Source organism: Photorhabdus luminescens subsp. luminescens (assembly GCF_001083805.1).
GTDB classification, from domain to species: Bacteria; Pseudomonadota; Gammaproteobacteria; order Enterobacterales; family Enterobacteriaceae; genus Photorhabdus; species Photorhabdus luminescens.
On sequence record NZ_JXSK01000003.1, the window covers coordinates 503,401 to 519,275 of the forward strand.

15 protein-coding genes and 1 pseudogene are annotated in these 15,875 nt (G+C 39.2%); 6 read left to right on the forward strand and 10 right to left on the reverse strand.

The window, feature by feature from the left end:
* Positions 1 to 215: 215 nt before the first annotated feature.
* Complete coding sequence (locus TI10_RS10495; protein ID WP_049583245.1) at positions 216 to 1,397, reverse strand: MFS transporter; 1,182 nt, start codon at positions 1,395 to 1,397, stop codon at positions 216 to 218.
* 49 nt (positions 1,398 to 1,446) lie between these two features.
* Positions 1,447 to 1,848: a dTMP kinase gene (locus TI10_RS10500; RefSeq protein WP_336431694.1), complete on the reverse strand. Its 402-nt coding sequence runs from the start codon at positions 1,846 to 1,848 to the stop codon at positions 1,447 to 1,449.
* A 921-nt stretch (positions 1,849 to 2,769) separates the two neighbouring features.
* On the opposite strand from TI10_RS10500, the gene TI10_RS10505 reads away from it, so the two are divergent.
* Positions 2,770 to 3,981: an MFS transporter gene (locus TI10_RS10505; RefSeq protein ID WP_244161563.1), complete on the forward strand. Its 1,212-nt coding sequence runs from the start codon at positions 2,770 to 2,772 to the stop codon at positions 3,979 to 3,981.
* A 91-nt stretch (positions 3,982 to 4,072) separates the two neighbouring features.
* On the opposite strand, the gene TI10_RS10510 is transcribed toward TI10_RS10505, so the two are convergent.
* Positions 4,073 to 5,458, reverse strand: coding sequence for an SLC13 family permease (locus TI10_RS10510; protein ID WP_049583247.1), 1,386 nt, complete (start codon positions 5,456 to 5,458; stop codon positions 4,073 to 4,075).
* A gap of 708 nt (positions 5,459 to 6,166) precedes the next feature.
* Here TI10_RS10510 and TI10_RS10515 point away from each other — a divergent pair.
* The 5 genes from TI10_RS10515 (at position 6,167) to TI10_RS10535 (ending at position 10,433) form a co-directional block, all read left to right on the forward strand.
* Complete coding sequence (locus TI10_RS10515; protein ID WP_049583248.1) at positions 6,167 to 6,895, forward strand: helix-turn-helix transcriptional regulator; 729 nt, start codon at positions 6,167 to 6,169, stop codon at positions 6,893 to 6,895.
* 160 nt (positions 6,896 to 7,055) lie between these two features.
* On the forward strand, positions 7,056 to 7,784 hold the full coding sequence (locus TI10_RS10520) for a helix-turn-helix transcriptional regulator (protein WP_049583398.1): 729 nt from the start codon (positions 7,056 to 7,058) through the stop codon (positions 7,782 to 7,784).
* 160 nt (positions 7,785 to 7,944) lie between these two features.
* Complete coding sequence (locus tag TI10_RS10525) at positions 7,945 to 8,667, forward strand: helix-turn-helix transcriptional regulator (RefSeq protein ID WP_049583399.1); 723 nt, start codon at positions 7,945 to 7,947, stop codon at positions 8,665 to 8,667.
* A gap of 160 nt (positions 8,668 to 8,827) precedes the next feature.
* A complete protein-coding gene (locus TI10_RS10530; RefSeq protein WP_049583400.1) occupies positions 8,828 to 9,550 on the forward strand; it encodes a helix-turn-helix transcriptional regulator in 723 nt (240 codons plus the stop codon).
* Between the two features lie 160 nt (positions 9,551 to 9,710).
* Positions 9,711 to 10,433, forward strand: a complete 723-nt coding sequence (locus tag TI10_RS10535; RefSeq protein ID WP_049583249.1) for a helix-turn-helix transcriptional regulator — start codon at positions 9,711 to 9,713, stop codon at positions 10,431 to 10,433.
* 333 nt (positions 10,434 to 10,766) lie between these two features.
* Here the strand turns inward: TI10_RS10535 and TI10_RS10540 are convergent, their stop codons facing one another.
* From TI10_RS10540 to TI10_RS10565, 7 genes and pseudogenes are all read right to left on the reverse strand, one after another.
* Complete coding sequence (locus TI10_RS10540; protein WP_036808528.1) at positions 10,767 to 10,976, reverse strand: helix-turn-helix domain-containing protein; 210 nt, start codon at positions 10,974 to 10,976, stop codon at positions 10,767 to 10,769.
* Between the two features lie 462 nt (positions 10,977 to 11,438).
* Positions 11,439 to 12,631 (reverse strand): annotated as a pseudogene (locus TI10_RS10545) (MFS transporter).
* Positions 12,632 to 12,654: 23 nt separating this feature from the next.
* Positions 12,655 to 13,836: a cysteine desulfurase family protein gene (locus tag TI10_RS10550; protein WP_049583250.1), complete on the reverse strand. Its 1,182-nt coding sequence runs from the start codon at positions 13,834 to 13,836 to the stop codon at positions 12,655 to 12,657.
* Between the two features lie 60 nt (positions 13,837 to 13,896).
* Positions 13,897 to 14,604, reverse strand: coding sequence for a hypothetical protein (locus TI10_RS10555; protein WP_049583401.1), 708 nt, complete (start codon positions 14,602 to 14,604; stop codon positions 13,897 to 13,899).
* A gap of 548 nt (positions 14,605 to 15,152) precedes the next feature.
* Positions 15,153 to 15,260, reverse strand: a complete 108-nt coding sequence (locus TI10_RS26625) for a type II toxin-antitoxin system YafQ family toxin (protein ID WP_244161564.1) — start codon at positions 15,258 to 15,260, stop codon at positions 15,153 to 15,155.
* Positions 15,227 to 15,553 carry a type II toxin-antitoxin system RelE/ParE family toxin gene (locus tag TI10_RS23685; protein WP_080985024.1) on the reverse strand — a complete coding sequence of 109 codons (327 nt, stop codon included), beginning with the start codon at positions 15,551 to 15,553 and terminating at the stop codon, positions 15,227 to 15,229. The genes TI10_RS26625 and TI10_RS23685 overlap by 34 nt, the downstream gene beginning before the upstream one ends.
* 2 nt (positions 15,554 to 15,555) lie before the next feature.
* Positions 15,556 to 15,813: a type II toxin-antitoxin system RelB/DinJ family antitoxin gene (locus tag TI10_RS10565; protein WP_049583252.1), complete on the reverse strand. Its 258-nt coding sequence runs from the start codon at positions 15,811 to 15,813 to the stop codon at positions 15,556 to 15,558.
* Positions 15,814 to 15,875 lie beyond the last annotated feature (62 nt).

Genomic DNA, 15,875 nt, shown 5'->3' on the forward strand with positions numbered 1-15,875 from the left:
TAGTCAAGCTGTCTTCCAACAATAATGGTATTCAATCTGAAATACCGTGTGGCTGCCATAAAAACAATCTTGCCGAAAAAAAGAGGTCAATGGGGTTTGAGGACCTATATTTACTCGAAAGAATTTAATAATAATTGCTATTGCCGAAATTAAACTTTCTAGAATTTTGTTTTTTATTCACTAGGTTACCACGATAGTAAAAGGATAAAACCGTATCATGACGTGGATTTACGATTTATTAAAACAACCACAATTATGGTTAAAAAAATACCGATAAATGTTGTAAAAAAAACGATGCTTATGGAAAAAAAATAGGATATTGTGGAACCTATCAAAGGGCCAATAAACATGGAAAGACCAACAGAAATTGACGTTAAGCCAAATATTTTAGCTGAATTATCATTAGTTGCAAATTTCTGCATATAAATGGTAATAATAATATTATTCATAGACGACCCTACTCCTATTATTACCATTGCTAAAAACATAAAAAACAAATTGATTTTATCAGAAAATAAATCGTTAAATTGATTTGTTATTCCTATTAAAAGATATCCTGTTCCCCACAAAAAGAATGAAAATAATATAATATTTAAAGATATGTTAATCTTATACTTTCCAAATACCAAACCAATTAAAACACCTGAAATACCAGAAAGGCACACAGCAAAACTATAATGGCTTCCATTTAGTCCCTGCTCCATAAAACTAAGCGCTATTAAGCTATCTGATAGATAGCCAAAACAAGTTAAAGTGGAAATAACAATAAATGGAAATAATATTTTATTGTCTTTCATTGCATTAAAGTAATTAGTTAGTGATATCTTGTTTTTCTTGCGGTTAACATTAATCAATGGTTCTGAAACAAAAATATATAAGATTGCTGAAATAAAATAAAGCATTGATATTAAAACAAGAGTCTGTTTTATTGAATAATAGATAAGAATAAAACCTAAAAATAACGGGGCCGCCATTTTGTATATTTGAAATAAAACCTGCCAATAACTAAATTTCTTTTCAAATTGGTTGGTTGATATGTTTTTTAATATTATAAAATTAGAAGGTCCTAGAAATAAACGAAGGATGTTTTTAATAAAAGAATAAAGAATATATATATTAACGTCATCAATGTTGTATTGAAATGTGGTAATAACACCGCAAAGTAACGAAATAATAATAATACATTTTTTTGGTTTTATATTTTCATCTACAAATGACGAAACATAGGGAGTTAGAAATAGTAACGATGCAGCATATGAAATTGTATATAAAGATGAGTATATCGCTCCACCATTCCAATGATATGTGATTAGCGTGAATGATATTATCATCTCCAAATACAAGGTAAAAGAATTTCCTGATGAGGCTAATATTAATTTGCGAAATTCTTTATCCATTATTTTTCTCCAACTAAAATAGACTTAATAAATATAGTACTTACAGTAATTACATCTTTCTTAGTATTTCCCCTTGAATAATATCCACGGTTAATTTAATGACTGCATCTTTAGTTAAGGTGTCAGTATCAATGATTTTCCAAGAATCATCATAAAACGTCTGGTATTGATTAAGAACGTGTTTTTGATACTCTATAAAATCATATTTTTCATTTACCTCTAATTTTCCAGATTCACTAGGCTTTAATATTTTTTTCCTCTTTTCAGCAGTACCTGGAGGAACATCAAGATATATAACCATGTCCGGCTTTGTATTTATAGATAGAACCGAATTACTTAATTCTGCTAATTCCGTAGATTTAAGTAAGAACCTTGCTAAATATTTATAATACCAACTATCACATATAATAATTTTACCTTTTATGGAACTATGCCATTTTTTGAAAAAAATTCCATTCCTTGCACTAAATCATTTAAAGGTTCTAATCCCGCGACAAACCAAATATGCTATTGTCTTTTTTACATCAAATAATCTGCCTGCATAAATTGCATAATCTGACGATGAAAACGACCCTAATATTTTAGGGGAAATGATAATTTATATATTTTCGCTTCGTGCCAAAATAAAATTACGAGATGAATTCATTAAACCATTATCATAATTCAACCCTTCATAATTAGTTAGTGGCCTAAATGCTTTCACTGTTATCACATTCACCTTATCCTCATCTGGGATTTTTTTTATCAAATATACCGGATTAAAATTTAATCCAGCTTTGTAATATTAACAGCTTTTATTATTTCAGCTATATAATAGTTAATATATTTGTGAATTCCATCACAACTAAAAATATAACTCATTGAAAAAACTGTAAATTGTTTGTTATTTTTTGTGATAAAATTTGTATTAAGCTTGGTATGCTTTCCAATAGGTTTATTTGATGTAATTATTTGAATTTATTGTCATTATTTTTGCGATCATGTATTCAATGCGGTGATCATCATATAAAATTCTGTCATTTATTAGAAAATTCTTGATGATCAAAGTTGACGTGAAATACCTATTTTATCAGCAGACCTCACCTTAGAATGAAGCGACTAAATCGTAAGACTTTAGGCTACTCAAAATCAGTAGGAATGCATCGCCACAGAGGGCGTTCAGTATTCCGTGTCACGCATAATCAGGTGACAATTACACAGAAACAGAATAAGGTACAGACTCATTAATTCCGTGCTCACTTTCTTTATTGAGTCTATTACTAACGCGTTTCCCCTTTTTCCTTTGTAATATTTTCACGTCTGCCTAATCTGGTCTGTCCCATCACGCTTTACCACAAGAAATATACGAACATCTATCTACATATGGAGTTAAATGAACCTTATGAACATAAAAACACAATATTCACCCACTCTGGGACAGAGTACAGACTATATGCTTTTATTTATCCTTTCAGTCACCGTATTCTTCGTTGGCGCAACCGAATTCATGTTGTCATCCATGCTTACCCCTCTTGCAGTAGCCTTCGGGACAACTACTGTCGGAGCGTCCTGGCTGGTATCCAGCTATGCATTTTCCTATGCTCTGGCAGCGCCTGTATTTGGGTATTTTTCAGATCGTATTAACAGAAGCAAATTACTTCTAGGTTCTCTGCTATTTTTCGCCGCAGATGGCTTCGCTATCATTCTCTCCCCCACACTTAATATCGCAATCACGCTACGAATTTTTGGCGGTATAGCATCCGCGGTAATCATACCCACCGTATTTGCCTTGATCGCCGATATTATCCCTTATAATCGCCAAACCGAAGCGATGGGCGTCGTTATGCTTGGTATGACTTTTGGTATTGCATTCGGTCCAGCTTTAGCCGGAATACTGACAGATTTAATAAATTGGCAAGCGCCATTTTTATTTAGCTCACTCGGCTGTGTCGTTACATTCATCATCGGGATCTACTGCCTTCCATCAAAAACTGTGCCTATAAAGCCAACAAACCAACAATTAATCTGGTTTCGGCAATGGTCGGTTGTCAGGCCACTCATTGCAAAAGGAGCCTGGAATGGTGCCGGTGTTTCTGCTTTTCTCCTGTCAGGGGAAGTTTTGCGTCAACGGTACGGATTTGGTCCAACCGAAATCGGCTTGACCGTTATCGCCTTTGGCGTCGGTCTGGGAATAGGGAATATGTCCGCTGGTTGGCTTCGCAAGCTTTGTAACCGAGAAGAAGTGACTTTAGTCTTTGTCAGTCTGCTACTGACTGGTGTGATCTCCGTTTTCATGCTCGCTCCAATTATGCTCTTCGGCTCACTGGGATGTTTGATACTTTGGGGAATCGCGCTTGGAGTTGGAGCTCCTACAAGTACCGTCGTTTTAGCAACACGAGCAGGTCCTAATAAAGGTATGGTTCTGGCCTTTGCAGAAACATTCAATAATCTGGGAATCTTGAGCTTAGTACCATTAACTACTATTGGGTTAATTGCAGGAGGTTCGAGCACAGCAATGGCCGTGCTATTCGTTGGGTTGATTATCGGCCTTACATTGACAATATTAGATTTCTGGCTGACGCGTTCGGCAAATCCTTTTCTATGAATATTCGCCCTCTGGCTTTATTTCCCCACCATATATTCGATGGGGATATTGATAAATTATTGTATCCAGAGGGACATGAGTAAATTTTCAGTTACAGCCAGAATAACCAAGCAAATAAAGAGATGATCGCGATGCTGGCAATATTCAGAACCATACCTACTCTGACCATTTCAGTCTGTTTAATATGACCGGAGCTGAAAACAATCGCATTAGGTGGTGTAGCAACCGGCAACATAAAGGCACAGGATGCCCCGAAACCGATAATTAGCGTCAACGTCATTATCGGCATACCCAACGCTTCCGCAACGGTTGCGAATATCGGTACTAGCAAAGCGGCGCTAGCTGTATTACTGGTAAATTCAGTCAGGAAGATAATAAATGCCGTGACCGCAACAATAATCACAAACCAGTGACTTGCGCCAAAAGTAGCGGCCATACCATTTGCCATGATTTCACTAGCACCTGAGTTTTTCAAAATAGCGCTTAAAGTCAGACCACCGCCAAACAGTATCAACACACCCCACTCGGTGTTATTCTGAATCTGGGACCAACTCGCAACTCCCGTTATACCAATCAGAACGGCAGCACCGACAGCAATAATGGTATCCAGATCTTTCACTCCCCCTAAGGCAGAACTGATAACCGTGCTAAAGATCCAGCAGAATACAGTTAATAGGAAGATCAGCATGGTCATCAAACGCTTGCCAGTCCAATCCTGTTTTTCCAGCTTCATGTTGAATTTATGATTCAAATTCGGGCGCAGCATCAGATACATAATACCCACCATCATTGGCATCAAAATAACAACCAGAGGAATGCCCAATTTCATCCAACTGAAGAAATCGATACCCAGTTGAGCCGCAGCAATTGCGTTTGGCGGGCTTCCTACCAAAGTACCTAAACCACCGATACTTGCACTATAAGCTACCCCCAACAGCACAAATACAAATGTATGGCGCTCAGAACGCGCATCCAGATTCGACAAAATACCCAAGACTAATGGCAACATCATCGCGGCAGTCGCAGTGTTACTGATCCACATGGAAAGACCAGCCGTTACACCAAACAACAGCATCACTGCTACAGACAAGCGTCCACGGGCAATCATCAGCAGACGATTAGCAATCAGCCTGTCCAGCCCTTGTATGTGAAGTGCAGTTGCCAAAGCAAAGCCACCAAAAAACAGGAAGATGATGGGATTAGCAAAAGATTTCAGCGCATCTCCCGTATTCATCAATCCCATACCAACTGCCAGAATTGGAATACATAATGCAGTAATTGTGACGTGAATAGCTTCGGTAAGCCACAGCACACCAACAAATACCATTAATGCTAAACCCGCATTGGCTTTTTCACCAAACGGCAATGTATTCAGTAAAATAAATAGTAATACAACATCAGCAGCCAGAATAATTAAGCCTTTTTTATTAGAAAAATTTGGCCTTATAGCTGCGGTTAAAGATTGAGAAGCATCCATGGTGACTCCATTAGCGCCGGTGATATCTGATCCACCATTGCTACAATTGTTAAAAAAATACAAGGCGTGTGAATATAAGGAGTCTTCTCCAGGAAGCAAATGCAGTTCTTTGAATTTTGCGACCTAAAGCGCGAGAACTAACCAATTAAATCATAACAGACGGTATTTTATACAAATTTTTGTATTTATATCACATTATTACATCTTTCCAGGTATAGAAAAGCGCTACGTTTTATGTAAATTGTCGGGCATAAAAACAGATGAACTCTCCCCTTCCCAAGCTACCGACAAACTAATTTTTTCTCATCTTTCACTGATAACTCTATGAGGAGAAAGTTTTACTATTTGAATAAGTGAAAATTTCTATAATCCCTCGCTTTCAGATGGCACGAAAACAATAGTTCACATGATTTAACCTGAACAAGTCAGATCCACGGAGTAAATTTTCCCACATTCCATCCAAAGTATTTCATATTGAAATATTCCATTGATAACATAATCAACAAAGAAAATTTTACACAATATAAAATATTAGCATATTGAAGATATTTACCCTCTGTAGAATCATCCGCACCAAATAGGCGCCCCAAAACTCATAAATATAATTATCCATTGTGTTATAAAAGTGATAACTTTACATGGAAGTTTTTACAGTTTTACAGTTTTACAGTTTTACAGTTTTACAGTTCAATCATGATGGGTGAAATTATGAAAGATAACACTAACACGATGAGTTTCTCTGTAAACAAAGATCTGGATGTTCATTCAAAAAGCTTTGATGCTTTCATATCGTACATGGAAAACAGCAACGATTTTTGGATCATAAAAGACAGCGAATCTCGATTTGTCTATGCCAATGATATTATGATCTATTATAGCGGCCTTCCTAAAGGTTTTAATATAGAAGGGAGGCTTGATAGTGAATGTCCAGCTCCGTGGTCTGAATTTGAAGATATTATACAAGCTAATGATAAAAACGTAATGGCGAATCAAAAAACCATTCCGGTACTAAACACCTTTACTTATGGCGGGAGAGAAAAAATGATCCAGCCGTTTCTAGTCGATATTACCCCTTTAATGAAGGATGGAAAATGTATTGGGGTTGTGGGGCACGGTAGAAAACTTCAAATTTATTCCATGTATCATTTTGAAAACAACAGGCATCCTGAATCATTAACTTTTGGCACACCAACTGATTTATTTACTGATAGAGAGTTCGATATCGTATTTTTTGCTTTGCAGTCATTAAGCGCTAAAGATATAGCTAAAAAATTAGGTATCACATATAGAACAGTACAAAGCAGGTTACAATTTATTTACCAAAAAATAGGGATAAATTCATTAAGCCAGTTAAAAGAATATTGTAGGGGTAAGGGGTACGACAATTATGCTCCTACCCGATTTATGAACCCTAATCCCTATATACCTCTGGCATAACAATGCACAACATTACTATCGTCACTATGCCATTAGGGTTTTGCCTAAGAGAACCTTATGCTCCGACCAAAACTCGCTTAACAACGCGAAAAGTAGTTTTGTGGGATACCTCACATGGAGGTTATCGCGGTTTTACAGTTTAATCATGATAGGTGAAATTATGAAAGATAACATTAACACTATGAGTTTCTCTGTAAACAAAGATCTGGATGTTTATTCAAAAAGCTTTGATGCTTTCATATCATATATGGAAAATAGCAACGATCTTTGGGTTATAAAAGACAACGAATCTCGATTCGTCTATGTGAATGATGCTACGCTTTATTACAGTGGCCTTCCTAGGGGTTTTAACATAGAAGGTAAACTTGATAGTGAATGTCCAGCACCGTGGGCCGAGTTTGCAGATATTATACAAGCTAATGATAAAAATGTAATGATGAGTCAAAAAACCATTCCGGTACTAAACACCTTAACTTATGGCGGGAAAGAAAAAATAATCCAGCCGTTTCTAGCCAATGTTACACCATTAATGAAGGACGGAAAATGTATTGGGGTTGTAGGACACGGTAGAAAACTTCAAATTTATTCCATGTATCATTTTGAAAACAACAGGCATCCAGACTCATTAACTCTTGGTACACCAACTGATTTATTTACTGATAGAGAGTTCGATATCGTATTTTTTGCTTTGCAATCATTAAGCGCTAAAGATATAGCTAAAAAATTAGGTATCACATATAGAACAGTACAAAGCAGGTTACAATTTATTTACCAAAAAATAGGGATAAATTCATTAAGCCAGTTAAAAGAATATTGCCGGGGCAAGGGGTACGATAATTATGCTCCGACCCGATTTATTAACCCTAATCCCTATATACCTCTGGCATAACAATGCACAGCATTACTATCGTCACTATGTCATTAAGGTTCTGCCTAAGAGAACCTTATGCTCTGACCAAAACTCGCTTAACAGCGCAAAAAACAGTTTTGTGGGATACCTCACATGGAGGTTATCGCGGTTTTACAGTTCAATCATGATGGGTGAGATTATGAAAGACAATACGATGAGTTTCTCTGTAAATAAAGATCTGGATGTTCATTCAAAAAGCTTTGATGCTTTCATATCATATATGGAAAGCAGCAACGATTTTTGGATCATAAAAGACAGTGAATCTCGATTCGTTTATGCTAATGATGTTACGCATTATTACTGCAACCTACCCAAAGGTTTTAATATGGAAGGTAGGCTTGATAGTGAATGCCCAGGACCGTGGGTCGAGTTTGTAGACATTATACAAGCCAATGATAAAAACGTAATGACGAGTCAAAAAACCATTCCAGTATTAAACACTTTCATCTATGGCGGGAGACAAAAAATAATCCAACCACTTCTAGTCAATATTACCCCTCTAATGAAGGATGGAAAATGTATTGGGGTTGTGGGACACGGTAGAAAACTTCAAATTTATTCCATGTATCATTTTGAAAACAACAGGCATCCTGAATCATTAACTTTTGGCACACCAACTGATTTATTTACTGATAGAGAGTTCGATATCGTATTTTTTGCTTTGCAGTCATTAAGCGCTAAAGATATAGCTAAAAAATTAGGTATCACATATAGAACCGTACAAAGCAGGTTACAATTTATTTACCAAAAAATAGGGATAAATTCATTAAGCCAGTTAAAAGAATATTGTAGGGGTAAGGGGTACGATAATTATGCGCCTACCCGATTTATTAACCCTAATCCTTATATACCTCTGGCATAACAATGCACAACATTGCTGTCATCACTATGCCATTAAGGTTCTGTTTAACAGAACCTTATGCTCTGACCAAAACTCGCTTAACAGCGCAAAAAACAGTTTTGTGGGATACCTCACATGGAGGTTATCGCGGTTTTACAGTTCAATCATGATGGGTGAGATTATGAAAGACAATACGATGAGTTTCTCTGTAAATAAAGATCTGGATGTTCATTCAAAAAGCTTTGATGCTTTCATATCATATATGGAAAGCAGCAACGATTTTTGGGCTATAAAAGACAACCAACATCGATTCGTCTATGCCAATGATACTATGCTTTATTACAGCGGTCTTCCTAAGGGGTTTAATATTGAAGGGAGGCTTGTTAGTGAGTGCCCGGCTCCGTGGTCTGAGCTTGAAGATATTGTACATGCTAGTGATGGCAATGTAATGACGAGTCAAAAGACCATTCCGGTACTAAACACCTTCATTTACGGCGGGAGAGAAAAAATAATCCAACCATTTTTGGTCAATGTTACACCGTTAATGAAGAATGGGGAATGTATTGGGGTTGTGGGACACGGTAAAAAACTTCAAATTTATTCCATGTATCATTTTGAAAACAACAGGCATCCTGAATCATTATCATTTGGCAACCCAACTGAGATTTTTACAGATAGAGAGTTCGATATCGTATTTTTTGCATTGCAATCGCTAAGCGCTAAAGACATAGCAAGAAAATTAGGTATCACATATAGAACGGTACAAAGCAGGCTACATGTCATTTACCAGAAAATAGGGATAAATTCATTAAGCCAGTTAAAAGAATATTGCAGGGGCAAAGGGTATGATAACTATGCTCCTACCCGATTTATTAACCCTAACCCTTTTATACCTCTGGCATAACAATGCATAACATTGCTGTCATCACTATGCCATTAAGGTTCTGTTTAACAGAACCTTATGCTCCGACCAAAACTCGCTTAACAACGCGAAAAGCAGTTTTGTGGAATACCTCACATGGACGTTATCGCGGTTTTACAGTTCAATCATAATGGGTGAAGTTATGAAAGATAACACGATGAGTTTCTCTATAAACAAAGATCTGGATGTTCATTCAGAAAACTTTGATGCTTTCATATCATATATGGAAAACAGCAACGATGTTTGGGTTATAAAAGACAACGAATCTCGATTCATCTATGCCAATGATACTATGATTTATTACAGCGGTCTTCCTAAAGGTTTTAATATAGAAGGGAGGCTTGATGGTGAGTGTCCAGCACCGTGGTCTGAGTTTGAAAATATTATACAAGCTAATGATAACCATGTAATGACGAGTCAAAAGACCATTCGGGTACTACACACTTTCACTTATGTCGGGAGAGAAAAAATAATCCAACCATTTCTGGTCAATGTTACTCCTCTAATGAAGGATGGAAAATGTATTGGGGTTGTAGGACACGGTAGAAAACTTGAAATTTATTCCATGTATCATTTTGAAAACAACATTCATCCAGAGTCATTAACTTTTGGCAAACCAACTGATTTATTTACTGACAGAGAGTTCGATATCGTATTTTTTGCGTTGCAATCGCTAAGCGCTAAAGATATAGCGAGAAAATTAGGTATCACATATAGAACGGTACAAAGTAGACTACATGTCATTTATCAGAAAATAGGGATAAATTCATTAAGCCAGTTAAAAGAATATTGCCGGGGTAAGGGGTATGATAACTACGCCCCGACCCGATTTATTAACCCTAATCCCTATATAACTCTGGAATAATGATGAACCATACCGTTATTGTCACTATTCCATTAAGGTTCTGCCGGGCAGAACCCTATTCGCCTCCCAAAAAGTTTTGGTTTACCCGATTTTGGAATACTACTCCTATCTGGCGATCTGTGAAATCAACAGAAATATATATATAGAGAGAGAAGTGTCAGCATAGTACAAAAGATTAAATAATTGATACAAAAAAATTAATTATGACAAACATCAAAGAGTGACATTAATAACGATATTTTAATCATACCTGAAGCTTTTCACAAGACACAAAAAAAGCTTCAGGCATTTAATCTCTTCTCATTGGATTTTTTTCGAGAAGTTTATTTTAATTCATTTTGAATATCTGCTTGGCCATATTTCGAAAGGCTCACAATCTAAAGCAGTAGCAATAAGTTGTTCACCCTTAGGCCACGGACGGTGCAAAGCATTTGATAAAGTGGATGATGCAAGCCCCGCACCTCTTGAAATAGCAGATAACGACGTTCCCCGTTTTTTAAGTCCGGCAATAATATCCGCTGGGTGCCAGTCGTTTTTTACAATCATTCCTTCCTCTCCTTTCAGCTTGGTTATTCAAGGTGCGATATTCGTACTCTCTTCAAATTAATATTTTTATATTGTTACAGCTTTTTCCCTGAGTCCACACTTGTGCGGAATATTAAAAAATAGGTGCTCTAAGACGTTAAACCCGGCTAACTGCCTATCCCAATAGACACTAAGTACAGCCAAATATTCTCCGCATAGGAAAATGTTATATCTGACAATTAAAAGGTCATAAATGAACTTTAATTATTAAGCAATGTTCTTTTCTGGATACTAGAATATTTAAAAAGTTTAGTTGTTTTGGGAAATGTTGGAAGCCGCATTAAATACATTAGCGAATGTCCTAAAAAAGCGCTTCAATTATGAGGAATGACGCCAATTAAATACTTTAATAGCCATCGAAAAATTGCTTACGCAACAGCAAATCAGCCAGTCGATAATTATCGACTGGCTGAATGACCGTTAACGTGCTTCATTCTGTGCCGTTAGCCTGCCCTTAATACGATAAAACCACCGCCCTCCCAACAACGCCACCACAAGTTCAAGAGATGCTATTGCAGCTAGAGTTAGGATAAACAAGGTTTTACCGGCGCCAACTAATATCCATCCGCCTATCGCTGGAAATCCAAATATCCCCACAAAGTAGGCGACAACGAACCAGGTAAGAGCCGCATGACGATTCTCAAGCGCAGAGTCGTTTACTGCCCATGTTTGAATAACGGGATACACCAATCCATACCCTATCCCCGTTAACATGGCCGCCGCAATCTGGAATATAGGGTGAACCGGTATGCCTAGCAGGGCTAGAATGCCCATAATTAAGAATAACATCAGCGCGATGACCAACGGGATACGGGGCATCGTCGATAAATGGCGGGCCAACAAAAGCCGCGATACAACCACAGTTGCTGCATGTACAGCAAAGAATGTACTTGCATTTGCTCGAGTCCCTTCGACCAGCGAACTCTGGAACGACATCATTCCAGAGAATACACAGCCTCCCAAACCCACCATCACAATGGGACGGATCGCACTACTGGCAGCAATCTTGGTTATTTTTTTCACCCAAGGTCTCAGTGATAACTCCCGTTGACCATGCGGTTCCTTGATCCCAAAGGTCGCCAGAAGTAGTGAGGCGAAGATACCGATGACGCCAACAAAGAGAAATGTTATTCGAATGGGCACTCCTGCCTGTTCAACCGCTGCGGCGAGGAGAATGGGACTACCGCAAATCCCAGCCATTTGAAACGCGCTGAAACGAGTAAACCAGTGCCCTCTGTCAGCGTCAGTGACACGCTCCGACAATGCCATCGGCCCACTGATGTAGAACATTCCCCAACCGAGTCCAATCAAGAACGCTGCGATACGCGGAATGTAACTCAGTTCACCACTGAAACCGCCTAAAAGAAAATAACCACAAGACATCGCCAATGCCGCAAGGGCTGCAAGGCGCGATGCTTCCAGTTGCCCGGCAAACCATCCCACCAAAGGAACGCCAATCAGGGTGCCGACCAAGGCCACGCTAAGGGTCGTCCCAGTGTCAATGTCACTCCCCCTTGTGACCGAAAATACGCGGAAATAAGAAAGGTGGCGCCATATCCCCCCGCAGTGAACAGGGTTCCGAACAGGAGAAAAAGTGCCGACATTGTTCGCATGAGTCAAACTCCATCTTAATTATTCATAAGACGCCGAATGGCTTTGGCGCCATCGACCTCAGTTTATTCACCGCTTTTTGTAGACGGAGACAAACATACCGTATCTCGTCCTCATTATTAAATCTGCCCAGTCCGAAACGCACACTGGCTTGAGCCTGAGCATCACTGAGCCCTATCGCCTTCAGTACATGTGACGGAGCTCTATTAGCAGATGTGCATGCAGACCCAGAAGACAACGCAACCTCGGAAAGCTCCAGCAAAAGCGAGTCAGCATCCAAACCGTTGAAGGAGACATTTAACAGACCGGGAAGGCATTCGGTGAGATGGCCGTTTATCCGAACATCAGCTACATTCTCGATAATATACAATCGAAGCAAATCCCGTAGATAACGTAACCTCATTGACTCATCAGGCAAGTTTTTAACAGACAGTTCGACGGCACGCCCGAAGCCTACTATCCCCGGGACGTTAAGGGTTCCAGAGCGTAGACCTCGCTCATGTCCCCCTCCAACAATGAGAGGAGCGAGTGCTATATTCTTATTGCGTGAATCGATATAAAGTGCGCCGATCCCCTTTGGCCCATATATTTTGTGCGCTGAAAATGAAGCAAGGCTTATATTCATGCGTTGTACATCAAATTTTATTTTGCCGAGCGCTTGCGTGGCATCTGTATGAAGAGGAATATCACGTTCTTTACAGATCGCGCCTATCTCTTCAATTTTTTGTATTGAACCAATCTCGTTGTTAGCTGCCATAATCGAAACGAGATAGGTATCATCTCTTATTGCTCGAGATATTGAGTCTGGAGATACGACGCCGTCGCTTTGCGGCGGTAAATAGGTCACCTCGATTCCCATTGATTCGAGCCTAACGCAACAATCAAGAACAGCCTTATGCTCAATTGTCGATGTGATGACATGCCCTTTTTTACCCCTATATTGAAGGCCCGCGATTGCAAGATTATTCGACTCGGTGGAGCCAGACGTGAATATAATATCGGAATGACTCGCCGCATTTATCGATGTCGATATCACTTTTCTTGCATTATCAACAGCTTCCATCGCTTTCCACCCAAATACATGGTTATTACTGGCAGCATTTCCATAAGCGCAGGTAAAATAAGGCATCATAGCTTGAAGCACATCGGGATCTAATGGCGTTGTAGCATTGTTATCCAAATATATCGGCCGAGTTAAGTTGTACATAATTTTCCCCCTTAACAAACAAAGATGAAATTATTTTTTTATTATCTTGACTATTATCTGCTAAGCAGTAACTACATCGCCTTTACTCACCTCCCCTTCTTCATTAACCAGATTGAGACGAATGGCAGTTGAAACACCGAGCATATGGCTGAGTTGTAGCCCACGCACATATGCCAAAGCTCTCGACCAAGCGCAGTCCTCAAAGAACACCTCCAGAATAGCCTCTGAACCTTTGTGATCACCTGCGGCTTTCTCAAAATATTCCTTCGTAATTGCCGCACAGGTGAGTTTCTGAGTCGGCTCTTCGTAAGCAGCATCTGATGTCGGCGGTTTGCCGTCAGCGAGGTTTTTGGACACCATCCGCCGTGTGATGATTTCGGGTATTTCTCCAGAGGCTAAGATGTGGACAAGGTGCTGCCTGGCTGAATCTTCGTGAATAACACGTATTTCACTGAGCGGAATCTGATATTTTTCTGTTACGGGCAAGAAGATATTCCTGATCGAGGCATGGAGATGACTCAAGCGGGGGTTCCGTTTTTGAGAATTAGTGAGGTTCTCTATCAGGAACTGGAGGCGGAATATCCCATGATGATCGAATGCCACGGATATCCTCGGTAATTGACCACATTTATCTTGGCTTCGCCTGGCAAACATCAAAGCAGCCTCAAAGGCTTTCAACTGAGCCTCAACAACTATCTCACGATCCTTATTAAGATAAACTCGAGAATTCCCTGCCAGTATGCTTACGTTAGTTTCTCGCTGATTCATTTTCATCAATATCCTTTTCCATGATGGATCGTATGTATAAGGATGCCCGAAGCATCCATTAATTTTTGGAGCAAAGGGAGTTCTTAAAGAGTGATTGATATAACGTATGGAAGATAAGGAGATCTTTATAATTTCACGTACGCTGAATACCGTTTTCTCTTGCGATCTCGGTTATAAAACAAGTATGTCTGATATTAGGCAAGGGTATAATTCCCATAAAAGAAGTTGGATAAAGGTTAGCGTATCTTTTTTATCAAAAAATAGATCTTCGTCTTGTTTAAACATTTTTTCTTTTTGACCTTGCAGTCGAGGCTCTGAGCCCAGCCATCGGACATCATTTAGCTCTCAGCTTACCGGGTAATTCTGTCACACCAATACAAGGCTCTAGTTGCCAAGTATGGATATGTCCGAACTGTTGTTGAGACAGCTAACTAAAATCCGTTATATCAAGGTAAATCTTCTCAGCAACATTAAAGGGGGGATTCTCGCTATTAAGCCATCGGCGAAAAGTTTCATATGTGAAAACATGGCTGCACCGACCGACTGCCTCAGGAAAACTCAAAAAAATCAGCATGGCTACCAACTCGATACAAGATCAATTCAGTGTCCGTACGTCGATAAATCAGTAGTAAATCCAGTGCTCCATGACATTCCAAATAACCAATATATACCCAATGGATTTCAAGATGCATCGCGACGGCAAAGGAACGAATCCCCGGGAGCATAGATAACTATGTGACCGGGGTGAGTGAGTGCAGCCAACAAAGAGGCAACTTGAAAGATGACGGGGATAGTTACCATTCAGGCGGTGTTCTTTATACTTCGGTGGTAATGGCTGGCCGGTTTGCAAAAGCGCAAGGGTTTTCATAATGATTTCTTGCGCTTTTTTATTGTTGACGTACTTTTTGGCATCCCTTTTAAATCGGCTCTGATAAACGAAAATCAACACTGTTACCAGCCTAAATCACTTTTTAATTCATCAAGCGTGTTGGCACGGTGAACACCTATCCCGTTCTCTAGATCATGAATTGCCTGTAACGTCTCGCTATTCGGTTGCAGCAACCCATCCGGTAGCCGACCTTCTGCGGCTAATCGATTAATAACCATACGTATAACGGTAGATAAATCGAGCCCAAGCGCTTTGGCATTTGCCATTGCCGCCGCTTTGCAGGCTGGTGACACCCTGGCTCTGACAACAGTATCAGTCATAGTAAATGCTCCCCTGTGTGTTTGATTAGAACACCGTAGCCTTTTTGTAGCCACACGTCAAA

What these genes read in the sequence shown, in the direction of transcription:
- TI10_RS10535 (WP_049583249.1), top strand. Translation starts at nt 9,711, where the DNA reads ATGAAAGATAACACGATGAGTTTCTCTATAAACAAAGATCTGGATGTT.
- TI10_RS10495 (WP_049583245.1), bottom strand. Translation starts at nt 1,397, where the DNA reads ATGGATAAAGAATTTCGCAAATTAATATTAGCCTCATCAGGAAATTCT.
- TI10_RS10565 (WP_049583252.1), bottom strand. Translation starts at nt 15,813, where the DNA reads ATGACTGATACTGTTGTCAGAGCCAGGGTGTCACCAGCCTGCAAAGCG.
- TI10_RS10505 (WP_244161563.1), top strand. Translation starts at nt 2,770, where the DNA reads ATGAACCTTATGAACATAAAAACACAATATTCACCCACTCTGGGACAG.
- TI10_RS10530 (WP_049583400.1), top strand. Translation starts at nt 8,828, where the DNA reads ATGAAAGACAATACGATGAGTTTCTCTGTAAATAAAGATCTGGATGTT.
- TI10_RS10555 (WP_049583401.1), bottom strand. Translation starts at nt 14,604, where the DNA reads ATGAATCAGCGAGAAACTAACGTAAGCATACTGGCAGGGAATTCTCGA.
- TI10_RS10525 (WP_049583399.1), top strand. Translation starts at nt 7,945, where the DNA reads ATGAAAGACAATACGATGAGTTTCTCTGTAAATAAAGATCTGGATGTT.
- TI10_RS10550 (WP_049583250.1), bottom strand. Translation starts at nt 13,836, where the DNA reads ATGTACAACTTAACTCGGCCGATATATTTGGATAACAATGCTACAACG.
- TI10_RS10515 (WP_049583248.1), top strand. Translation starts at nt 6,167, where the DNA reads ATGAAAGATAACACTAACACGATGAGTTTCTCTGTAAACAAAGATCTG.
- TI10_RS10520 (WP_049583398.1), top strand. Translation starts at nt 7,056, where the DNA reads ATGAAAGATAACATTAACACTATGAGTTTCTCTGTAAACAAAGATCTG.
- TI10_RS10510 (WP_049583247.1), bottom strand. Translation starts at nt 5,458, where the DNA reads ATGGATGCTTCTCAATCTTTAACCGCAGCTATAAGGCCAAATTTTTCT.